Source organism: Arthrobacter sp. PvP103 (assembly GCF_017833075.1).
GTDB lineage: Bacteria > Actinomycetota > Actinomycetes > Actinomycetales > Micrococcaceae > Arthrobacter.
On record NZ_JAFIBQ010000001.1, the window covers coordinates 1,982,816 to 2,002,828 of the forward strand.

The following is a 20,013-nucleotide window of genomic DNA, read 5'->3' on the forward strand; positions in this document are numbered from 1 at the left end:
TGCCGTTTGCGGCCGTTTGTGGGAGTTTGCTACGCCGGGTAGACGGCTACCGCTGCCGCCTTGATCACGAAGTAGACGGTCATTCCCGGTGCCAGTCCCAGGTCTGCGGAGGCGGCCGGAGTGATATCGGCCGACATCCCGTCGGCCCGCACCCGGATCTGGTCGCCGTGCTGCTCCAGGTCGGTGACAGCGACGGCGAACGAGTTCCGCGGACTGCCGTGCGCGTCCGTCAGGAACACGGAAACGGCCGACGGCGGGAAGGCCGCCACGCCGGGCTGACCGGCGGGACCGGCGGGCCAGGCATCGTCCGGGAGGGCTTCCTCGTCCCGGTGACCGGCCACCTCCATGCCCTCCGCGGTCCGGAGCCCTGTGGCGGTAAGGGTCCCGGAAATGAGGTTGAGCCCGGCCAGCCCGGCGGCGAACCGGCTCCGGGGCCGCTGCAGGACCTGCCGGGTGGGCCCTTCCTCGGCGATCCTGCCCCCTTCGAGCACGATCACCCGGTCGGCCAGCATCAGGGCGTCCAGGACGTCGTGGGTGATGATGATGGCGCGGCGCCCGGCCAGGACCTTTTTCAGGAGCCTGCGGAGCAGCGGCGCGGCGTGGATGTCCAGGGCGGCCATGGGCTCGTCCAGCAGCAGTACTTCGGGGTTGGCCGCGAGCGCCCGCGCGACGGCCACGCGCTGGGCCTGGCCGCCGGAGAGCTCGGCGGGGCGGCGGGCTTCGAGGTCCGCCGCATCCACCGCGGCCAGCCATTTCCGGGCCGACTCCCGCGCCGCTTTCCTTGCCGTCCCGGCGCTGCGGGGCCCGAAGGCCACGTTTTCCAAGGCGCTGAGGTGCGGGAACAGCAGTGGTTCCTGCGCGAGCAGGGCCGTGCCGCGGTGGTGCGGTGCAGTCCAGGCGGTGGCGCCGCCGTCGAGGTTGAACAGCACTTTGCCGTCGATTTCGGCGCGGCCGGCATCCGGCCGCAGCAGCCCGGCGATGATGTTGAGGAGGGTCGATTTCCCGGCCCCGTTGGGGCCGAGAACCGCAACGGTTTCGCCCGGCGCGAGGCTCAGTCCGACGTCGAATCCGCGGGCACGCACGGTTGCCTGCAGGTGGAAGCTCACCGGGCACCGCCCAGACTTCCATCGTCCGGCCGGCCGGTGTCCAGCCTGCCGGCGGTGCTGTCTGCCGGCGAACTGCGTTGGCTCTGCTGAGCCGGGCGCCGGTAAGTCAGTCCCACCACTGTCACGGCGACAGCCACCAGGACGAGCGAAAGCGCGACGGCGGCATCGGCGTCCGTCTCCCGCTGCAGGTAGATTTCCAGCGGCAGCGTCCGCGTCACCCCCTGCAGGCTCCCGGCGAAGGTGAGCGTCGCACCGAATTCGCCCAGGCTCCGGGCGAAGGACAACACGGCGCCGGACGCCAGGCCGGGCAACACCAGCGGCACGGTGACGCGGCGCAGCACGGTGGTGGGGCGGGCACCGAGTGTGGCCGCCACAGCCTCGTATCGTCCGCCGGCCGTGCGCAGTGCGCCTTCCAAACTCACCACCAGGAACGGCAACGCCACGAAGGTCTGCGCGAGCACCACCGCCGTCGTCGAAAACGCAATTTGGATCCCGGCAGCCTCAAGGCTGCGCCCCAGCAGGCCCTGGCGGCCGAAGGTGTACAGGAGCGCGATGCCGCCCACCACCGGCGGCAGCACCAGTGGCAGCAGCACGAAGGCGCGCAGCAGCCGCTGGCCCCGGAAGCTCGAGCGGGCCAGCACCAGGGCAAGCGGAACGCCGAAAACGATGCACAAGACGGTGCTCGCGGCCGAGGTCCGCAGGCTGAGCGCAAGGGCCGTCAGGGAGGATTCGGACGTGACCAGCGGGATGAACTGGGGCCAGTTGACCCTGGCAGCCATCGCGGCCAGCGGCAGGAGAACGAACAGTCCGCCTGCCGCTGCGATGGCATAGATCCAGCGCGGGATGCCGTGGTAACCGCTCACGTTGGCTCGGTCCATCCTTAGGGAGCCCCGAAGCCCGCGTCGGCGAGGGTCTTCCTGCCGTCGGCGCTGGCCACCATGGCGACGAACGCTGCGGCCAGTTGCTTGTTCCTGCTGGCGCCTACGGTGGCGATGGGATAGGTGTTGACGGCCTTGCCGGCTTCCGCGAACGGGATTCCCTTCGCCTTGGTGCCGGCGGCCTTGACGTCGGTGACGTACACCAGGCCGGCATCGGCCTCACCCGACGTCACTTTGCCCAGGACGTCGGTGACGGATGATTCTTCACTGACCGGGGCAATCGTGACGCCGGCAGCCTTTTCAACGGCGTCCGCCGCGGCACCGCACGGGACCTGGCCCGCGCAGACCACCACTTTGACGCCGGGCCTGGCCAGGTCCGCGAAGGAACCGATCGACGCCGGGTTGGACGGCGGGACCGCTATCTGCAGGACATTGGTGGCGAAGTTCGTCGCCGCGCCGTCGAGGAGTCCCGCGTCGGCGAGCTTGGCCATGTTCGTGGTGTCTGCGGAGGCAAACACGTCAGCGGGCGCACCCTGGCTGATCTGCGTGGCCAGGTCCGAGGAACCGGCGAAGCTGAGTGTCACCTTGGTGCCCGGGTTCTTCTTCTCAAACTCGTCCGCGAGCGTTGTGAAGGTGGCTTTGAGCGAAGCTGCCGCAAAAACGGTGATGGTCCCGGAAAGCTGCCCGGCCGTGTCCGAGGATGCGCCGGCCGCAGGGCCGGCCGACGTCGACGCTGACGGAGCGCAAGCGGCAAGGCCTGCGGTGAGCGCCGCCGCTGTCAGCAGTGCTGCAACGCGCGGTTTCCTGGTGTTCACACGATGCTCTTTCCCTGCGGCGTTTCAATGATCACGGTGGTGGCCTTGACCACGGCCGTGGCCACGGAACCGAGCTCCAGGCCGAGCTCGCGGACAGCTTCGCTGCTCATCAGGGACACGACGCGGAATGGCCCGCACTGCAGTTCCACCTGGGCCATGACCTTGTCTGCGGTGATTCCCGTGACCAGGCCGACGAAACGGTTCCGTGCGGAACTGCCCACCCGGGTGGGGTCATCCGGCAGCTGCGCCTGCTCGCGGGCCAGGGATGCCAGCTCGAACCCGTCCACGGCCAGGCGGCCGGATTCGTCCTTCACCGGGGTGAGGCTTCCGTTCTCGGTCCAGCGCCGGACGGTATCGTCGCTGACACCGAGGAACCGGGCTGCTTCCGCAATGCGTATGGTGGGCATTTGTCCAGCCTATTACCTCATATGCGGTTATGAAAGCATTATTCATCCGCATATCCGGTCCCGTGCCTCGGTGAGCACTCTACCGCAAATCTCAGCCGTAGCCCGCCGATACCGGCCGCAGTACGATTTTTCCTGGGGGCGAAGCCGCCAGCGCCGAGGAGCGTTGCCATGAAATGGATCAAGCCTGACAGTCCGGACTATGACGAATCCCGGAAGCTTTTCAACGCAATGATCGACCGGCGGCCGGCCGTCATTGCCCAATGCGGCACCCCCGCCGACGTTGCCCGGGCCCTCCAGCACGCGCGCGACAACGAACTGCCCGTGGCCGTCCGCGCGGGCGGCCACTCCGTGGCCGGGATGTCCATGAACGACGGCGGCCTGGTGGTGGACGTCCGCCCCATGAAATCGGTCAGGGTGGATCCGGAAAGCCGCACGGTCACCGCCGGAGCGGGCCTCACCTGCGGTGAGTTCGACCGCGCAACACAGGAGCACGGCCTGGCCCTGACGGGCGGCCGCGTCTCCACCACCGGGCTCGCCGGCTTCACGCTGGGCGGCGGCTCCGGCTGGCTGGAGCGGGCCTTCGGCTTTGCCTGCGACGACCTGGTCTCGGTGGACCTGGTTACTGCCGGCGGCGACCAGGTGACCGCCAGCGCACGGGAGAACCCGGAACTGTTCTGGGCCTTGCACGGCGGCGGCGGCAACTTCGGCGTGGCCACGTCCTTCACGTTCGGGCTCCACGAACTGGGCCCGAAGGTCCATGCCGGCATTATGCTCTGGCCGGGGGATGCAGCCACCGACGTCAGCCGCGGCTTCCGGGAACTTGCCCTGGCGGCACCCAACGAGGAATGTGCCACCCTCATCTATCTGACAGCCCCGCCTGAGCCGTTTGTTCCCGCGGAGATGGTGGGAAAGATGGCTGTTGCCGTGGTGTACATCTATGCCGGGGACGCCGGCGAAGGCGCGGAGAGGGCCAAGCCGTACCGCGCGCTCGACCCGGCGGTGGATCTTCTGGGAGACACCAATTACGCCGACTTCCAGTGCTCGCTGGACGATCCCCCGGGCATGTACAACTACTGGAGCGCCGACTACCACAATGAGCTTTCCGACGACGCCCTGGACGTCATCATCGATTCTGCGCGTAGGCTGCCCGGCCAGCACTCACAGCAGCTGATCGCACACTGGGGAGGTGCGGTGGGCGGACCGGCCGCGGCAGCCACACCGCTGCTGAACCGCAACGCCAGCTGGGTCAGCCACCCGTTCGGGCTGGGTGAAACACCGGAGGAGGGCGAGGAAGCCAGGGCGTGGGTGAAGCATTTCCGCCACGACATCGCGCCGTATGCCACCGGCGGGGTGTGGCTGAACTTCATCGGCGACGAAGGCCAGGCGCGCGTACGCGCGGCCTTCGGGAATGAGAACTTCGACCGGCTGTCCCGGGTGAAACGCGACTTCGACCCGGACAACGTGTTCCGCGGCAACCAGAACATTCCGCCCGCCCCGGAGTAGGGCGTGCCGGCTGCCGGGTATTAGGCGGTTTTCTCCAGGGTTCCCGGCTGGACGTTTTCGCGTTCCTCAAGGGCTCCGGTCACTGAGGCCGTGAGGCTGTTGGCGATGTGGGTGCGTGCGAGGTTGGCGGCGCCGGTCCGTCGGGAGGCTGAAACACGGGACTCTGCCGCGCTGAAGCAGGTGTCCCACCCTCGGCACTAGAATTTCCCCCATGGCCGTCTACCTGGATCCGCCGCTCTGGCCAGCCCACGGAACCCACTTTTCGCACCTGATCTCGGACACCTCCCTCGATGAGCTGCACCGCTTCGCGGAGGCCGCCGGCATTCCGGAGCGCGCGTTCGACGGCGACCACTACGACGTCTCCGAGGCCAGGTACGACTCCCTGGTGGAGGCCGGTGCCATCCCCGTGGAGGCCAGGATCCTGGTCCGCAAGCTGATTGCCTGCGGACTCCGCATCCCCGCCCGCCAGCGTGGCAAGGCCCTCAAGGTGCCGCTCCTGAACCGCTGGAACGCCGTGCTGCCCGGCCACGACGCCCTGTTCCTGGACCTGCTGGACCGCTGGGGCGAGGAACACCGGAAGTACCACGGCCGCACCCACCTGCTGTCCGTCCTGGAGGCCCTGGACCTGCTCACTGAACCGGCTGACCCGCCACGCACCGTGGTTCTCGCCGCCTGGTTCCACGACGCCGTCTACCGCGGGATCGCCGGACAGGACGAGGAGGAATCGGCGCGGCTGGCCGAGGACAGGCTCCTGCACGCCGGACTTACCGAGGATGAGGCGTACGAGGTGGGGCGGCTGGTCCGTCTCACTGCGGACCACCGCCCGGTGCCGGGAGACGACGACGGCGCCCTCCTGTGCGACGCGGACCTGTCGGTTCTCGGCGGCGAACCCAAGGCGTACGGCCGCTACCTCAGCGCCGTCCGGGAAGACTTCGCGCACATCGGCGACGCCGACTTCGCGGCGGGACGCGCCGCCGTCGTGCGCCACCTGCTGGATCTGGACCCGCTGTTCAACACGGCCCGCGGCCGTGAGCTCTGGCTTGACTCCGCCCGGCGAAACCTGGCGGGCGAGCTCGCGTGAGCGAGGTTCAGGCCGCGCACCGGCAACTGCCGTTTACCGTCCGCTTCGAGTGGGGCCACAACGGCGCCATAGCCGTAGCGCCGGGAGCCGAACTGGCCGTGGTGGTGGATGTCCTGTGTTTCACCACCTGTGTGAGCGTCGCCGTGGACCGCGGCGCCGACGTGTTCCCCTATCGCTGGAAAGACGGCACCGCCGCTGATTTCGCCGCGGAGCAGGACGCGGTTCTCGCCGACAGGCGCGGCGGGAGCGGGGTGAGCCTCTCCCCTGCCAGCCTGCGCTCCGCGCCGGCTCTGGACAGGGTGGTGCTTCCCTCGCCCAACGGCTCCGCCCTGGCCCACTCCCTGGCGGGTACCGTACCGCGGGTGGCCGCGGTGTGCCTCCGCAACGCCCGCGCCACCGCCGAGTGGGCGGCCCGGAACCTTCCGCCCGCAGCGGTGATCGCCGTCATCGCGGCCGGCGAAAAATGGCCCGACGGCGGACTCCGGCCCGCGCTGGAGGACGAGTTGGGAGCGGGGGCCTTCCTGGCCGCGCTGCCAGAGCACCGCCGGAACTGGTTCTCCCCGGAGGCGCAGGGGGCGATGGACGCGTTCACCGCTGCGGAGCCACGCCTTGGTGGCACGCTGCTGGAATCCTCCAGCGGACGGGAGCTCGTTTTCGGCGGCTACCAGGAGGACGTGGAGATCGCTGCTGAACTCAACGGGAGCGCCGCCGTCGCGCTTCTCGACGGCGGCGCGTTCCGCCGGGCTTAGCGGTAGCTGGTGACGAAGGGCCGGTCGGAGGGCACAATCTGCTTGCCGAGCGGCATCAGCGAAACCGGGATGAGCTTCAGGTTGGCGATCGCCAGCGGGATCCCGATGATCGTGATGGCCATGGCGAACGCGGTCACCACGTGGCCGATGGCGATCCAGATGCCTGCAACCACCAGCCAGATCACGTTGCCCAGCAGCGAGAACACGCCGTTGCCGCCCGGCTTGTCCACCACCATGCGGCCGAAGGGCCACAGCGTGTAGGACGCAATCCGGAAGGACGCGATGCCCCAGGGGATGGTCACAATGAGCAGGCAGCAGATGATCCCCGCGAAGAAGTACCCGAGCGCCAGCCAGAGTCCGCCGCAGACCAGCCAAATGATGTTGAGCAATGTCTTCATACAGCCATTGTCCACCGCGGGCGAGTGATCGGGAGTAGGGGACTGCCCTGAACGGGCCCTGAATCCCGGGTCCGCAGCGTCAGCCGATGATCGGCCGCTCTTCGGGCAGGTGGTAGAGCCGCGGATGCGCAGACAGGGCCAGGGCAGAGGCAACGGTAATGGTCCCGATCCGGCCGATGAACATCAGCGCCATCAGGACCCACTCCGCGCTGGCCGGCAGGTGGTAGGTGATGCCGGTGCTCACGCCCACTGTGGCGAAGGCGGAAATGGATTCGAAGAGCACCTTTTCGAGGCTGTAGTCGGTGAACATCAGGAGCAGGAGCGTTCCCGCGATGACCGCGGCAACCCCCAGCAAGGCAACCGAAAGCGCCTGGCGCTGTGCCGAGGAACTGATGGACCGGTGGGCGATGGTGACCTGCTCACGGCCCCGCACCTCGTTCCAAATGGCGAATCCCAGGATCAGGAAGGTGGTGATCTTGATACCGCCCGCGGTCCCGGCGCTCCCGCCGCCGATAAACATGAGGATGTTGGTGACCATTAGGGTTTCCGGCGTGGCGGCCCCGTAATCGATGCTGTTGAAGCCGGCCGTGCGCGGAAACACACTGCCGGCCAGCGCCCCGAGGAACTTTCCGCCGGTGCTGAGCGACCCCAGGGTTTCGGGCCGGTTCCATTCGAAGGCGGCGAAGAGCACGAAGCCGGCGGCGAGCAGCATGAGGGTGCCGTAGACGGTAAGCCGCACATGGACCGTCCACTCCTTGAACCGGAACCCGCCTCCCATCAAGGCGATGATGACCGGGAAGCCCAGGCCGCCGGCCACCACTGCCGCGCAGATCGGGATGATGATCCACGGGTCTTCAGCGAGCCCGACGAGGTTGTCGCTGTAGAGCGAAAAGCCTGCGTTGTTAAAGGCGGATACCGCGTGGAAGATGCCGTGCCACAGTGCCGTGGCCGGGTTGGCGTCATACGCGAACCAGAAGCGGAGCGTCAGGACCGCCGCCGTGCTGCCCTCGATGGCTGCCATGATTTTGGCGACCCGAACCAGCACCGACCGCACATCGCCGAAGTTCAGGGTGTGCGTTTCGGACTGCGCCACGAGCTGCCCGCGGAGGCCGAGGTTCTTGCGGACCAGCAGTGCGAGCAGGGTTGCCAGCGTCATGATGCCGAAGCCGCCCACCTGGATCAGCCCGAGGATGACCGCCTGGCCAAAGGGCGTCCAGAACGTGGCGGTGTCCACAGTTATCAGCCCTGTCACGCAGACGGCGGAAACCGAGGTGAACAGGGCGGGCATAGCGGTGTCGGAATCCGTGGGGTAATGCGAGGCGGGAAGCAGGAGCAGCCCGGCTCCCAGCATGATCACGGCAAGAAATGCCACCGGCACCGACCTGACCGGGTGCAGTAGCAGGCGCCTGATGCGGCTGTCGCCGGGCCGGATGTCTGTGCCCGCTTTTGCCGACCCGCTCAGCTGTGCCGCCATTGGAAATCCTCTCATCGGCGGGCATGCAAAGTGCTTCAGGCGCCGTGCCTCTATAACGTGCCTGTTGTTCGACGCATCACGGAGCGTAGCACCGCCCGGTTCCGGCTTAACCCGGTCTTTACGAAATCCTTACGCTGCCCCGTCACGGCGTCACGCCGGCCCGGGCGCATACTGTTGGCAGCGTCCCGGCGAAGGGCTAACGTCACAGCAAGGGACGGTCCGCAGAAGGAGGCGCAGCGTGACCATTGTTGACAATGCCGTCTATGTAAATGGCCGCCGGACCACCGACCCGGAAGGACTTGAGGAGACGTACTTCCTGCTGCGGCAGCGTGAGGGGATGGCCTGGATCGGGCTGTACCGGCCGGACTCGCAGGAACTGCGTTCCGTGGCGGACGAGTTCGAACTCAGCCACCTCGCGGTGGAGGACGCCCTGACCGGGCACCAGCGGGCCAAACTTGAGCACTACGGCGAAACCCTGTTCCTGGTGCTTCGCCCGGCGCGCTATCTCGACGACGTCGAAAAGGTCGAGTTCGGCGAAATCCACGTCTTCGTGGGCACAGACTTTGTGGTCACCGTCCGCCACGCCGAGTCACCGGACCTTGCCCGGGTCCGCCGCAGGATGGAATCGCAGCCCGAGTTCCTGGCACTGGGGCCGGACGCCGTGCTGTACGCCATCCTGGACCAGGTGGTGGATGAATATGAGCCGGTGGCCGCCGGGCTGGAAAACGACATTGACGAAATCGAGGATGACCTCTTCGGCGGCGACCCCGACGTGTCACGCCGGATATACGAACTTTCCCGCCAGGTCATTATGTTCCAGCGCGGCACCAGTCCCCTGGCGGGAATCCTGCAGGCCCTGCTCACCGGCACACCCGAGCATCGGCCCGGCCCCGAACTGCAGGACCACCTGCGCGACGTCCTGGACCACGTCCTGCGCCTTGGCGAGCGGACCGCTTCCTTCAGGGCCCTGCTACAGAACGCGCTCACGGTCAACGCGGCGCTGGTGGCACAGCGGCAGAACGATGAGATGAGGCGCCTCACGGAATCCAGCTTCGCGCAGAGCGAGCAGGTCAAACGAATCTCCTCGTGGGCTGCCATCCTCTTCGCTCCAACCCTGGTGGGCACCATTTACGGGATGAATTTCCGCACCATGCCCGAGTTGGACTGGGTCTTTGGCTACCCCATGGCGCTGGGCCTGATGGCGGTCATGGGCGTGATCCTGTATGCAGCCTTCCGGCACAACAAATGGATCTGACGGCGCTCGGGGCGGCCCTGGCTGATGTAGCAGGCAGGGCCCGCGTTCCGGGGATGTCCCTGGCGGTCGTATCGCGGGACCGCGTGCTGTATTCGGGCGGGACAGGGTATGCGGATGTGTCATCACTGACGCCGGCAACTGCGGGCACGGCGTATCCGTGGTTTTCGATGACGAAACCGGTGACAGCCACTGCCGCCCACCGGCTGTCCGATGAGGGTCGCCTGGACCTGCACGCACCAGTCCACGAGTACCTGCCCTGGCTGCGCGCCCCCGGCCCGGTCCAGCCCACCGTATGGCAACTGCTCAGCCATTCGGCGGGGTTGGGCAATCCGCTGCCCGTGAGGTGGATTCACCCGGCGGACACGCCGGGGCCGGACCAGGAACGGATGCTGCGGCAACTGATGGCCCGGCGCAGGCCGTTCCGCTACCGGGTGGGAGGCACAGGACACTATTCCAACGTCGGCTACCTTGTGGCGGCGCAGATCATCGGCCAGGTCTCCGGCGAGCCGTTCACTAGCTATGTCCAACGCGAGATCCTCACCCGGCTGGGAATGGATTCAACCGGTTTTTCGTATCCGCCAGGGCGTCAGGCGGCCACCGGTTATGTTCGGCTCCCCCGCCCGCTCGCACCGGCGCTGGCACGGATCCTCCCGCCCGGAACGCTGGGGCCACGGCACGGCGACTATTCTTCGCTGAACCCGTTCCTGGTTGACGGCGCAGGCTACGGGGGCCTGGTGGGAACCGTGCTGGACGCGGCCGAGTTTGCGCGGCTGCACCTCAACGACGGCCTGGTCCCGGCTTCCCGAACCACGGCATCCGGAACCACGGTGTCCGGGGCTGCCGGCGGCCCGGGCGGGAACCGCATCCTGCAGGACTCCACGGCCCGGGCAATGCGCGAAATCCAGGTCCGGGGAAAGGGGTTTGACCACTCCGCAGGCTGGTTCCGGAAACACTCCCACGGGCCGCACGGATCCTACGTGGAGCACTTCGGCACGGGGCTGGGGTTTTGGAACATCATGCGCCTTTACCCGGAACGGGGCAGGGCAGTCGTGCTCATGTCCAACAGTTCCACGAGCTACGACTACGCCACCCTGTTTTCCTTGGTCCTCCGCATACCTTGGACCTGAGCCGGTCCGGACCTGGGCCGCCGCGGCCGCCCGGCTTGCGCCGGACGGCCACGGGATTCCGGTCTAGCTCTGCTTGACCAGGGCCGCCTCCACGTTGATCTTGACCTTGTCACTGACCAGCAGCCCGCCGGCTTCGAGGGCCGCGTTCCACGTCAGCCCGAACTCCTTGCGGCTGATTTCGGCCTCGGCGCTGAATCCCGCCCTGGTGGCACCGAACGGATCGACAGCCACGCCGGTGAATTCCACCTCGAGTTCCACGGGCTTGGTGATGCCGCGGATGGTGAGGTCACCGGTGACGGTGTAGTCCTCGCCGTCGCCTTCGATGCCGGTGGCCCGGAAAGTCATCTCGGGGAACTGCTCGACGTCGAAGAAGTCCGCCCCGCGCACATGGGCATCACGGTTGGCATCGCCGGAGTCGAAGCTTGCCGTCTTGACGGTGGCGTGCAGGCTGGACGCAGCCAGGGACGTGCCCACGTGCGCTTCGGCCGAGGCGTCGGTGAAGCGGCCGCGGACCTTGCTGATGCCGGCATGGCGGACCGTGAACCCGATTTCGCTGTGGGACATGTCGAGTGTCCAGATGCCGGGGGTAATACCTTGGGGCAGAGTCACAACGGGTCTCCTTTGACTCGGGTGGCGGGCGTGGCCGCCGGGTTCTTCGGGGTGCTCCCCAGCTGAATGCTAGCGAACACCCTCAGCCGCGGCTAGCCTCGGCACCGGACGCCCCCGCCGCAGGCAGAGCCGCGGCCGGGGACCACTTGGGTTGCCAGCCGATGGCGGGGGCGATGTGGCGGGCAACAGTGCCGAGGAGTTTGGCGTTGAAGTCCACGCCCAGCTGGTTGGGGACGGTGAGGAGCAACGTGTCGGCAGCCTGCACCGCGGCGTCTGCCGCAAGTTCCCCGGCGATCGCCTCAGGCTCGCCCACGTAGCTCTTCCCGAACCTTGCCACGAGCCCGTCGATGATGCCCACCTGGTCCCGCTTTTCCCGTAGGGCGCTGAGCCCGAAGTACCGGCGGTCCTCCTCGTCCACGATCGGCAGCACGCTGCGGCTGACCGAAACCCGCGGCGTGTGCTGGTGGCCTGCGCCGGCCCAGGCGGCACGGAACATGCTGATCTGCTCCGCCTGCAGCTCGTCGAAGGGCACGCCTGTGTCTTCGGTCAGCAGCGTGGAGCTCATCAGGTTCATCCCCTGCTCCGCGGTCCACACCGCGGTGGCGCGGGATCCGGCACCCCACCAGATCCGGCGGGCAAGATCGGGCGAGTTCGGCTGGACCGGGAGCTTGCCGGGTCCGCCGCCGTAGCGCGGATCCCCTTCGGCCACCCCGGCGCCGGTGATGGCGTGGCGGAACACCGCGGTGTGCCGGCGTGCCATGTCTGCCGGGCTCTCGCCGTCGGCCGGAACATGACCGAACACCGCGGCTCCGTCCCGGGCCGGTTCGGGCGAACCGCGGCTGACACCCAGCTGCAGCCTCCCGCCGCTGATCAGGTCAGTGGCGGAGGCTTCCTCGGCCATGTACAGCGGGTTCTCGTACCGCATGTCGATGACGCCGGTGCCCATTTCGATCCTGCTGGTGCGCGCGGCGATGGCGGCCAGGAGCGGGAACGGGGACGCCTGTTGCCGGGCAAAGTGGTGCACCCGGAAGAATGCGCCGTCGATCCCCAGTTCCTCAGCTGCCACGGCGAGGTCGATACCCTGCAGCAGCGCATCCCGGGCCGTGCGGGTACGGGACCCCTCAACGTTGCCCCAGTGGCCGAAGGAAAGAAATCCGATGCGCTTCATGACTGCGGCAACAAGAACCGTGCGCTATCCATTCCGGCTGAGGCCGTGTACTCCGTCGGGACGGCGCTAAGCCTTCGCCGCCAGCACGAACGCCCGGATCTTCGCCAGGTCCTTCACCCCGCGGGAACTTTCGACGCCGGAGGAGACATCCACTCCCCACGCACCGGCTTCCTTCGCGGCCCGGGCGACGTTAGCGGGGTCGAGGCCCCCTGCCAGCAGCCAGTTCCGGCCGGCCAGCCCTTTTGCCTGCACCGAGGCGTAGTCCCAGGCCTCGCCGGAGCCCGGAACAGCGGCGTCGATCAGCAGCAGTTCCTCGCCCCAGCTGCCGAATGCTTCCGGGGAGGCACCCATGGTGACGGCCCTGATCACCTTCATGCCGGCGTCGTGCGCTGCCTTGACGTCCTGCGGGGTGCGGTCCCCATGGAGCTGGATCCAGTCCAGGCCGGCGTCGCGGGCGACGGCGATGGCGTCCGCCACGGCCTCGTGGCGGAATACGCCCACGGCCGGGGTGCCGGCCGGAACGTCGGCAAGAAGCTCCCGCGCCCGGGCGGGAGTGACCTCGCGCGGACTCCTGGTCAGGACAAAGCCGACGGCGTCCGCACCGGCGCCGGCCGCTTCCCGGACCGACTCGGGCGTACTCAGCCCGCACACCTTGACGAACATCCCTGGCTCCTCCTGCCGTGTTTCCTCCACCTGACGTTAGCAAGCCTGCGAAGCGCTCACCGACACCTCTTCACCGGCGCCGCTGCGGGCCCGGCCCGGCGTCAGGCCGCTAGGCTGGTCCGATGGAGATCATCCGCTATGCCGAACTCAGGGCCGAACCGTGGCGCAACAAAGGCGGTGTCACCCGCGAACTGGCCAGCCATCCGAAGGCCGCCTCCGCCCAGGACGGCGCGTGGGACTGGCGGGTGAGCATCGCCGAGGTGTCCAAGGCCGGCGCGTTCTCTTCTTTTCCTGGCATGGACCGAGTGCTCACGGTGATCGAAGGCGAACTCCTCCTGCTGACGGTAGACGGCACCGAACACCCGCTGGAGAAGTACCGGCCGTTCCGGTTCTCCGGCGACGCCGACACCGCCAGCGCACTGCCCACGGGCGACATCCGCGACCTCAATGTGATTACCCGTAACGGGGCGTTCAAGGGGTACACGTCCATCATCGAGCTCTCCAAGAAGCGCGCCCACCCCGTCTTCGAAGGCCAGCTGGGCATCCTGCTGCAGGGCCAGGCCACTGTCACCCCCGGCATCGCCGGCGTCGGGGACACCCCGGGCGACGGCGAAGCACCAGAAGCAGCCCGGGCATCAGGCGAGCCGGAGACGCTGGGCCGCTATGACGCCGTCGTCGGTTCCGACTCCAATACGCCGGAAATCCTGGGCCGGGGCTTCCTTGCAGTCGTGTCGATAGACCGCGTTACCGCCTAGCCCGGCTACAGGCTGGCGGCCGACGCCTGCAGGTCCTCCCGCGCTGCCGGCCGCCCGTTCGGGGTAAGCGCAGCGGCGATCACCACCGAGCTGGCCGAGGCCCAGGCCTGCGGGCGGCAGCTCGCGGGGAACGGCACGGGGGTGCGCATGGTGTCCGAGCCGTGGCCGCCAAAGAGCTCCGGCAGCCGCCAGTCGTTGGCTTCGGCCACGTGCAACAGCCCGGCGGCGAGCTGCGCAGCTTCATCCGGGTATCCGTCCGCCAGCATGCCGCTGATGATCAGGGCCGTGTCGTGGCTCCAGACGGCGCCCGCGTGGTACCGGGTGGGCCAGTAGCCGCCATTGGTGGTGGACAGCGTCCGGACGCCGTAGCCGGAGAACATGGTGGGGTCCATGACGCGGCGCACGACGATCCGCTGTTCCTCCTCATTGAGGATTCCGGTGCCGAGTAAGTGCCCCATGTTGGAGGTCACGCCGTCCACCGGGCGCTTGTCGGCATCAAGGGCGAGCGCCGGGTAGGGACCCAGTTCGTCCTCGCACCAGAACTGCGCCCGGAAGCGCTCGGCCATGCCTGCCGCGTAGTCGCGCCATTCCTGCGCCCCGGGACGTCCGAAGGCGTCCAGGATTTCCGCACCCACCACGGCGGCCTCGTAAGCATAGGCCTGGACCTCTGCGAGCGCGATGGGCCCCTTCGCCAGTGAGCCGTCGTGCCAGCGGATGGCGTCGCCGGAGTCCTTCCAGCCCTGGTTCACCAGGCCCTGGCCGGAGGCGTCGAGGTATTCCAGGAAGCCGTCCCCATCCAGGTCGCCATGGTCCCGGAGCCATTCGAGGGCGTCCTGGAGGTTGGGCAGGAGTTCCTCCACCTCGGCATCCGGCATGCCGGCTTTCCAGGCGTCGTGCAGGAGGCAGATCCACAGCGGCGTGGCGTCAATGGTTCCGTAGTACACCGGCGGCAGGCGCAGGGCCTGACCGCTCTCGGCCATGGTCAGGACGGTCCTGCGGACCTCGTGCAGGATCTTGCCGGGCTGGACGGCCGTGGTGTGGTCCGTCTCGGTGCCCTGCCGGCCGGCGAGCGCACGGAGGGTTCCGCCGGCGATGGCCGTGTTGATGGGCAGCAGCATGCGCGCCGCGATGATGGAGTCGCGCCCGAACATGGTGAAGAACCACGGGGCACCGGCCGCCAGGAACGTGTCACGCGGATGCGAGTAGTGCGCCAGGCGCAGGCTGTTGAGGTCGCTGACGGACCGTTCCAGGAGCCTGCTGAGCCGCGGGTCGTTTGAGGCCGGAGCCACGATGGGTTCCCCGTCCGCGGCGAGCATCGGGGAGTCCTCGTCCGTCAGGTCCACTGCCCAGGCCAGCTCCACTGGCACCCCGGGAAACACCTGCACGGCCCAGTCGATGGTCACCGTGTTGCCATTGACGCCGACGGTTCCGTTGCCCGCCGTCAGCGCCAGGGTGGTGTCCTGGTCCCGCCAGGACCAGGTGGTCCCCTGCGGCTCCACCGGGGCGCCGCCACGCGCGCCCTGCTTGATGTCTTCCATCGTGGTGTTGTCCGCGCCAAGGGTCAGCCGGACCGTCAGCGACACCGGCTCCCGCATGGCCGACTCAAGACGCAGCGTCTCAGCCACCCGGCCGGAGCAACCGGTGAGGCTCTCGGTGTCCGCGCCGGGACGGATACGGCCGGATTGGGCCGAACGCGTACGCACCAGGGAGAGCAAAGGGTCCGCCACTTCGGCGTCCGCGCGCACAAAATAGATGTAGTCGGTTTCCTTGGAGGAACGCAGCTGGGTGGACACCCATTCAGGCTCCCGCCCGTCCACCGTGACGACTGCGGTGTTGAGCACACGGTCATCACCGCAGTAAATACCCTGCGCGCCGATATGCCGGACCTGCCCATGGGCGTCGGACCAGGCCTGGATGGGAGCGCTGAAAACGCCCGAGAGATTGTGCAGGTATGGCTGTTCAGAGGCCACGGTGAAACAACTCCTGTGCTGCTGGGTTTCGGGGGCGGAGGCTGGCGTCCGCATTACCGGGCGTGAACCTGGCCGCACGAATTTGATCGATCAAATTTGTGCGGTTAAATCGTCTCACACGTTAGTGTGGGAAGGAAAAGTCCGCCGTGGCGCGGCAACGCCGGGACGCCCGCCGGCCACCGGCCACCGGCCGCATTTAGCCACTCAGTACCCGCGTCCTAAGGAGACCCGCTTGCCCCGGCCCACCCTCGCCAGCCTGGCTGGCGAACTTGCCGTGTCGCGGCAGACCATCTCGAATGTGCTGAACGCCCCGCACAAGGTCAGGCCCGCCACCCGGGAACGCGTCCAGGCCGCCATCGCCGCGGCCGGCTACCGGCCCAGCGCCGCGGCCCGCCAACTGCGGACCCGGCGTTCCATGAACCTCGGCATGCGGCTCCTTCCCGCCACGAACGGCATCAACGGTGCCGTCCTGGACCGCTTCCTGCATGCGCTCACGGAAGCGTCCCAGTCGGCCGGCTACCGGCTCACGCTCTTCTGCGCCGACTCGGACCGGGACGAAATACGACAATACGGGCAACTTCTGGACGTTGCCGGTCTGGACGGATTCATCCTGACCTCCAGCACCCCCGACGACCCCCGGACCCGGTGGCTGCAGGAACGCGGCACGCCTTTCGCCGTTTTCGGCCGGCCCTGGGATGCCGCCGGGCACCCCGCAGCGGCGGACCACCCCTGGGTGGATGTGGACGGGGCAGCCGGAACGGAAGCGGCCGTGCAGATGCTGCTGGCGCAGGGCCACTCGCGGATCGGATTCCTGGGCTGGTTCACGGGCGATCCGGTGGGTGCGGACCGCCGCCGGGGCTGGGAGCGCGCCATGACCGCGGCAGGGCGGGGCCAGGATGTGCCGGGACTCAGCGCGGAAGCGGAGGACACCGTTGCCGGCGGCGCGTCCGGAGCGGGCCTGCTGGCATCTAGGGGCGCCACGGCCATGGTCTGTTCCAGCGACTCCCTGGCGCTGGGAGCCATGGAGAAACTCCGGGAATCACGGCGTGGCGGGTCCTCTTCCGGGCAGGCTGCCGGCAGGGGCGCCCGGCCGGGTGCCGGGCCGGACGGCCCCAGCGGCCGGACCGCCGTCGTGGGCTTCGACAACACTCCCGTGGCTGCGGCACTGGGTCTCTCCAGCGTCGCCCAGCCCGTGGAGGAGGCGGCGCGCCACATCATCCGCGTGCTGGCTTACGAGTTGGCGGGAAGCGGATCTCTTGCCGGTTCGGGCACCGGCCGAACCGCCGGCGGGGCCCTCACTGCAGCTCCCGCCCCGCCGGAAAGGCAGCTCCTCCTTGCACCGCGGGTGGTGGAACGGATTCCGCTGCCGCTGGCGGCACCCGGTAGCAGCTAAGACCAAGCGAGGGGCCTTGATGTTTCCGCATCAGTGCCCTAATGTCCCCAGCTACTGGCTGAACTTCTGGAGCCGGGCATGAGCGACAAGGAATCTGCATCAACCGCGGGCGACGCCCGGCCCGCCGCCCATCAAGCCGCGCCCGTCCCCCGGACCGCGCCCCTCCATTCAACGGTGCCGTTCGTAGCGATCGGCATAACCTGCGGGATTGCCTGGGCCGCAGGATTCCGCAGCTACATGGTGGAGCTGGTGGGCCCGGAGTCCACCTTCACCTGGTGGGGAACCTTCGGCGCGATCCTCCTGCCCGGGGCAGTTGCCGGCGGGCTACTGGGCTGGGCGGAAGCACTGCGGCGGGCAGGCGGCCGGCGGGGCTGGCGCTGGCTCGCCCTTGCGCCCCTCGCGTTCGCCGTCGCTCCCCTGTTCATGCCGGGCGCGATTGCCGGCCTTCTCACCGAGAGCCTCGGCGGAGGCGCCATCGCCGTCTCACTGACGGGGATCGGCGGCGGCTACGCCCTCTCCCGCCGCGGGCCGCTCTGGGCAAGGCTTGCCTGCGGACTCGTCAGCGCTGCCCTCGCCGTGGCACTCGCCCTGACGGGGCCCGGGATCGCCGGCCCCAGGCTCGCCATCACCGAACCGCGCGTCGCCTGGTTTGCGGTGCTGGCCGCATCGTTCATCGTGTTGCTTGCCCTCGCCGCGTCGATCCCGCACCGGTCCCCACCCCTGCCCAAGCAGCCCCGGTGAGCTTGGCCACCAACGGTGGCCGCCCGGCTTCGGGCGTTGCTACGCTGGGACCAAGGCTTCCCCTTCCGGAGCCTCCGGACGACGGTTCAGTACCCGGCACGCGACAAGACTGGCCAAAGGATCTGTCATGTCGTGGTTAATCCTCATTTTCTCCGGCGCGCTCGAGGCCGTCTGGGCCGCAGCGCTGCACCGGACTTCCCAGGCCACAGGCCGCCGGCGCGTGCTGCCCGCGGCGGTCTTCCTGGTCTCCGTCATCGCCAGCACCGGCGGCCTGGCCATCGCAATGCAGTCGATCCCCACAGGCACCGCCTACGCGGTGTGGGTGGGTGTCGGCGTGGTGCTGACCTCCGCCTACGCGATCGTCACCAAGGTGGAACGCGCGACGGCGGCGCGACTGCTGCTGCTGGCCGGTATCGCGGCGTCTGTGGTGGGCCTGAAGGTGGTGGCGTAATGACCAGGAATGCGACTGCCTGGCTGATCCTGCTCGCTTCCGCTGTGCTTGAGGCTGTCTGGGCCACCGCACTGGGCCTGTCCGACGGTTTCTCCCGGCCGCTGGCCACTGCCGTTTTTGCCGTCACAGCAACACTGAGCATGGCGGGGCTGGGGATCGCTGTGAAGTCGATCCCGCTCGGGACTGCCTACGCCGTGTGGGTGGGGATCGGCGCCGCCCTTACCGTGGGCTGGGCGATGGCCACCGGCGTCGAGCCCGCCAGCCCGCTCAAGCTGCTGTTCATCGCCGGGATCGTGGGTTGCGCGGCGGGCCTGAAGCTGCTGCCGCAGGACCGGTAGATCCACGCACCACCAGGTCGGACGCCAGGACCACCGGCGAACGGGTGGACTGTTCGCCGGCAATTTCGGCCGCCAGGGCATGGACGGCGGCGTGCGCGATCGCGGCGACAGGCTGCCTGAGGGTGGTCAGCGGCGGATTGGTGAGCGCCATCAGCGGGGAGTCGTCGAAACCGACGATGGACACATCCTCCGGGACGCGCAGCCCCCTGGCTTGGGCGGCGCGGATGGCGCCGAGTGCCATGACGTCGGAGGCGCACACTATGGCCGTGTGGCCGGAGTCCAGGAGCTCATTGGCCGCGCTCTGCCCGCCTTCCACCGTGTACATGCTGGTAGCCGTGTGCGGTTCCGGGTCCTGGGTGTCCAGGTACTCGGCGAGGGCGGAGCGGAATCCGGCCAGCTTTTGCCTGCTGGGGATGAAACGGTGCGGGCCTATAGCCAGCCCCACCTTCCGGTGCCCCAGGCTGGCAAGGTGGTGCACCGCCGTGCTGATTGCCGCGGCGTCGTCATTGGACACGGAGGCGGCCGACAGTTCCGGACGTGCACCGTTGACCAGGACGAACGGGATGCCGCGGCCGCGGAGCCGGTGGTAACGCTCCAGGCTGGCCTGGCCGTCGGCGTGTGAACTGCAGATGAAAATGATTCCGGACGCTTCCTGCGCCACGAGCATCTCGATGTACTCGTCTTCTGAGCGCCCCCCGCCCGGCAAGGCACAGAGGATCGGGATGAAGTCCTCCTGGGACAGGAGCGATACGACAGTCTGCGCAATTGCCGGAAAGATCGGATTGGTCAGGTCCGGAACAATGATCCCCACCTGGCCCCGGGTGGTGCTTCGTGCACGGTCCGGCCGCTCGTAGCCAAGGTCGTCCATCGCGGCGAGGACCGCCTGCCGCACCTCGCGCGAAACGCCTTTCCGTCCATTGACCACGCGGGACACCGTGGCGATGCTGACTCCCACCTTCCGGGCGAGGTCCTCCAGCTTGGGTCGCTCCGGGGCGTCAGGGTGTGCGCGGCCCGCCGTCGTGCTCATAAGGCTCCTTCACCGGAACAGCCGTCCGGATGTCATCGTGCCCCCAGTCTACGTAAACGGCACGCCGCAAACGATGAAAACAGAACGCAAAATTTTCCGTAAATG

The 20,013-nt window shown here is 68.3% G+C and carries 21 protein-coding genes and 1 riboswitch; of the genes, 10 read left to right on the forward strand and 11 right to left on the reverse strand.

Annotated features, from left to right (window positions below; genetic code table 11):
* Window positions 1–29: 29 nt before the first annotated feature.
* From JOE41_RS09085 to JOE41_RS09100, 4 genes are read right to left on the reverse strand one after another with little or no spacing between them, the layout of a single operon-like run.
* Entirely contained in the window at window positions 30–1,106 is a 1,077-nt protein-coding gene (locus JOE41_RS09085) for a sulfate/molybdate ABC transporter ATP-binding protein (RefSeq protein ID WP_209752136.1), read from the reverse strand.
* Window positions 1,103–1,984, reverse strand: a complete 882-nt coding sequence (locus JOE41_RS09090; protein WP_011693572.1) for an ABC transporter permease — start codon at window positions 1,982–1,984, stop codon at window positions 1,103–1,105. Before JOE41_RS09090 ends, JOE41_RS09085 begins: the two co-directional genes overlap by 4 nt.
* A gap of 2 nt (window positions 1,985–1,986) precedes the next feature.
* Window positions 1,987–2,799, reverse strand: a complete 813-nt coding sequence (gene modA / locus JOE41_RS09095; protein WP_209752138.1) for a molybdate ABC transporter substrate-binding protein — start codon at window positions 2,797–2,799, stop codon at window positions 1,987–1,989.
* The gene (locus tag JOE41_RS09100; RefSeq protein ID WP_011693574.1) at window positions 2,796–3,206 is read right to left on the reverse strand and encodes a molybdopterin-binding protein; all 411 of its coding nucleotides are present in this window, start codon (window positions 3,204–3,206) and stop codon (window positions 2,796–2,798) included. Before JOE41_RS09100 ends, modA begins: the two co-directional genes overlap by 4 nt.
* A gap of 168 nt (window positions 3,207–3,374) precedes the next feature.
* On the opposite strand from JOE41_RS09100, the gene JOE41_RS09105 reads away from it, so the two are divergent.
* From JOE41_RS09105 to JOE41_RS09115, 3 genes are all read left to right on the forward strand, one after another.
* A complete protein-coding gene (locus JOE41_RS09105; RefSeq protein ID WP_209752139.1) occupies window positions 3,375–4,709 on the forward strand; it encodes an FAD-binding oxidoreductase in 1,335 nt (444 codons plus the stop codon).
* A 211-nt stretch (window positions 4,710–4,920) separates the two neighbouring features.
* Window positions 4,921–5,790: a DUF4031 domain-containing protein gene (locus JOE41_RS09110; protein WP_209752140.1), complete on the forward strand. Its 870-nt coding sequence runs from the start codon at window positions 4,921–4,923 to the stop codon at window positions 5,788–5,790.
* A complete protein-coding gene (locus tag JOE41_RS09115) occupies window positions 5,787–6,539 on the forward strand; it encodes a 2-phosphosulfolactate phosphatase (protein WP_209752141.1) in 753 nt (250 codons plus the stop codon). Before JOE41_RS09110 ends, JOE41_RS09115 begins: the two co-directional genes overlap by 4 nt.
* On the opposite strand, the gene JOE41_RS09120 is transcribed toward JOE41_RS09115, so the two are convergent.
* Window positions 6,536–6,937: a YccF domain-containing protein gene (locus JOE41_RS09120; RefSeq protein WP_011693578.1), complete on the reverse strand. Its 402-nt coding sequence runs from the start codon at window positions 6,935–6,937 to the stop codon at window positions 6,536–6,538. The two genes, JOE41_RS09115 and JOE41_RS09120, sit on opposite strands and share 4 nt — an antisense overlap.
* A 79-nt stretch (window positions 6,938–7,016) precedes the next feature.
* Complete coding sequence (locus tag JOE41_RS09125) at window positions 7,017–8,411, reverse strand: TrkH family potassium uptake protein (protein WP_011693579.1); 1,395 nt, start codon at window positions 8,409–8,411, stop codon at window positions 7,017–7,019.
* A 238-nt stretch (window positions 8,412–8,649) separates the two neighbouring features.
* Here JOE41_RS09125 and JOE41_RS09130 point away from each other — a divergent pair, with 238 nt between their 5' ends.
* Together JOE41_RS09130 and JOE41_RS09135 are read left to right on the forward strand one after the other, a co-directional pair.
* Window positions 8,650–9,666 (forward strand): magnesium and cobalt transport protein CorA, encoded by a 1,017-nt coding sequence (locus tag JOE41_RS09130; RefSeq protein ID WP_011693580.1) that lies wholly within the window; start codon window positions 8,650–8,652, stop codon window positions 9,664–9,666.
* The gene (locus JOE41_RS09135) at window positions 9,657–10,793 is read left to right on the forward strand and encodes a serine hydrolase (protein ID WP_209752142.1); all 1,137 of its coding nucleotides are present in this window, start codon (window positions 9,657–9,659) and stop codon (window positions 10,791–10,793) included. The genes JOE41_RS09130 and JOE41_RS09135 overlap by 10 nt, the downstream gene beginning before the upstream one ends.
* Window positions 10,794–10,856: 63 nt before the next feature.
* On the opposite strand, the gene JOE41_RS09140 is transcribed toward JOE41_RS09135, so the two are convergent.
* The 3 genes from JOE41_RS09140 to JOE41_RS09150 all read right to left on the reverse strand — a co-directional run bounded on the left by JOE41_RS09140 (window position 10,857) and on the right by JOE41_RS09150 (window position 13,233).
* Window positions 10,857–11,402, reverse strand: coding sequence for a YceI family protein (locus JOE41_RS09140; RefSeq protein WP_011693582.1), 546 nt, complete (start codon window positions 11,400–11,402; stop codon window positions 10,857–10,859).
* Window positions 11,403–11,484: 82 nt separating this feature from the next.
* The gene (locus tag JOE41_RS09145; protein WP_209752143.1) at window positions 11,485–12,570 is read right to left on the reverse strand and encodes an LLM class flavin-dependent oxidoreductase; all 1,086 of its coding nucleotides are present in this window, start codon (window positions 12,568–12,570) and stop codon (window positions 11,485–11,487) included.
* Window positions 12,571–12,636: 66 nt separating this feature from the next.
* A complete protein-coding gene (locus JOE41_RS09150) occupies window positions 12,637–13,233 on the reverse strand; it encodes a phosphoribosylanthranilate isomerase (protein WP_209752144.1) in 597 nt (198 codons plus the stop codon).
* Window positions 13,234–13,355: 122 nt separating this feature from the next.
* Between JOE41_RS09150 and JOE41_RS09155 the strand changes: the two genes are divergently transcribed.
* Entirely contained in the window at window positions 13,356–13,988 is a 633-nt protein-coding gene (locus JOE41_RS09155; protein ID WP_209752145.1) for a HutD family protein, read from the forward strand.
* 5 nt (window positions 13,989–13,993) lie between these two features.
* Here JOE41_RS09155 and JOE41_RS09160 read toward each other — a convergent pair whose 3' ends face one another.
* Window positions 13,994–15,958 (reverse strand): glycogen debranching N-terminal domain-containing protein, encoded by a 1,965-nt coding sequence (locus tag JOE41_RS09160; protein ID WP_209752146.1) that lies wholly within the window; start codon window positions 15,956–15,958, stop codon window positions 13,994–13,996.
* A gap of 232 nt (window positions 15,959–16,190) precedes the next feature.
* Between JOE41_RS09160 and JOE41_RS09165 the strand changes: the two genes are divergently transcribed.
* The 4 genes from JOE41_RS09165 to JOE41_RS09180 all read left to right on the forward strand — a co-directional run bounded on the left by JOE41_RS09165 (window position 16,191) and on the right by JOE41_RS09180 (window position 18,881).
* Window positions 16,191–17,351 carry a LacI family DNA-binding transcriptional regulator gene (locus JOE41_RS09165; protein ID WP_245200682.1) on the forward strand — a complete coding sequence of 387 codons (1,161 nt, stop codon included), beginning with the start codon at window positions 16,191–16,193 and terminating at the stop codon, window positions 17,349–17,351.
* Window positions 17,352–17,429: 78 nt separating this feature from the next.
* Window positions 17,430–18,092, forward strand: a complete 663-nt coding sequence (locus JOE41_RS09170; protein ID WP_209752148.1) for a hypothetical protein — start codon at window positions 17,430–17,432, stop codon at window positions 18,090–18,092.
* Between the two features lie 50 nt (window positions 18,093–18,142).
* Window positions 18,143–18,210, forward strand: a riboswitch (guanidine-III (ykkC-III) riboswitch).
* 9 nt (window positions 18,211–18,219) lie between these two features.
* A complete protein-coding gene (locus JOE41_RS09175; protein WP_011693589.1) occupies window positions 18,220–18,543 on the forward strand; it encodes a multidrug efflux SMR transporter in 324 nt (107 codons plus the stop codon).
* A complete protein-coding gene (locus tag JOE41_RS09180) occupies window positions 18,543–18,881 on the forward strand; it encodes a multidrug efflux SMR transporter (protein WP_011693590.1) in 339 nt (112 codons plus the stop codon). The genes JOE41_RS09175 and JOE41_RS09180 overlap by 1 nt, the downstream gene beginning before the upstream one ends.
* Here the strand turns inward: JOE41_RS09180 and JOE41_RS09185 are convergent.
* On the reverse strand, window positions 18,823–19,908 hold the full coding sequence (locus JOE41_RS09185) for a LacI family DNA-binding transcriptional regulator (protein ID WP_209752149.1): 1,086 nt from the start codon (window positions 19,906–19,908) through the stop codon (window positions 18,823–18,825). The genes JOE41_RS09180 and JOE41_RS09185 overlap by 59 nt on opposite strands.
* Between the last annotated feature and the right edge of the window lie 105 nt (window positions 19,909–20,013).

Bases quoted from the DNA above. Each gene is read 5' to 3' on its own strand.
- JOE41_RS09120 (WP_011693578.1), bottom strand. From the start codon at position 6,937: ATGAAGACATTGCTCAACATCATTTGGCTGGTCTGCGGCGGACTCTGG.
- JOE41_RS09155 (WP_209752145.1), top strand. From the start codon at position 13,356: ATGGAGATCATCCGCTATGCCGAACTCAGGGCCGAACCGTGGCGCAAC.
- JOE41_RS09170 (WP_209752148.1), top strand. From the start codon at position 17,430: ATGAGCGACAAGGAATCTGCATCAACCGCGGGCGACGCCCGGCCCGCC.
- JOE41_RS09110 (WP_209752140.1), top strand. From the start codon at position 4,921: ATGGCCGTCTACCTGGATCCGCCGCTCTGGCCAGCCCACGGAACCCAC.
- JOE41_RS09135 (WP_209752142.1), top strand. From the start codon at position 9,657: ATGGATCTGACGGCGCTCGGGGCGGCCCTGGCTGATGTAGCAGGCAGG.
- JOE41_RS09125 (WP_011693579.1), bottom strand. From the start codon at position 8,411: ATGGCGGCACAGCTGAGCGGGTCGGCAAAAGCGGGCACAGACATCCGG.
- JOE41_RS09175 (WP_011693589.1), top strand. From the start codon at position 18,220: ATGTCGTGGTTAATCCTCATTTTCTCCGGCGCGCTCGAGGCCGTCTGG.
- JOE41_RS09185 (WP_209752149.1), bottom strand. From the start codon at position 19,908: ATGAGCACGACGGCGGGCCGCGCACACCCTGACGCCCCGGAGCGACCC.
- JOE41_RS09105 (WP_209752139.1), top strand. From the start codon at position 3,375: ATGAAATGGATCAAGCCTGACAGTCCGGACTATGACGAATCCCGGAAG.
- JOE41_RS09145 (WP_209752143.1), bottom strand. From the start codon at position 12,570: ATGAAGCGCATCGGATTTCTTTCCTTCGGCCACTGGGGCAACGTTGAG.
- JOE41_RS09100 (WP_011693574.1), bottom strand. From the start codon at position 3,206: ATGCCCACCATACGCATTGCGGAAGCAGCCCGGTTCCTCGGTGTCAGC.
- JOE41_RS09180 (WP_011693590.1), top strand. From the start codon at position 18,543: ATGACCAGGAATGCGACTGCCTGGCTGATCCTGCTCGCTTCCGCTGTG.
- JOE41_RS09150 (WP_209752144.1), bottom strand. From the start codon at position 13,233: ATGTTCGTCAAGGTGTGCGGGCTGAGTACGCCCGAGTCGGTCCGGGAA.
- JOE41_RS09090 (WP_011693572.1), bottom strand. From the start codon at position 1,984: ATGGACCGAGCCAACGTGAGCGGTTACCACGGCATCCCGCGCTGGATC.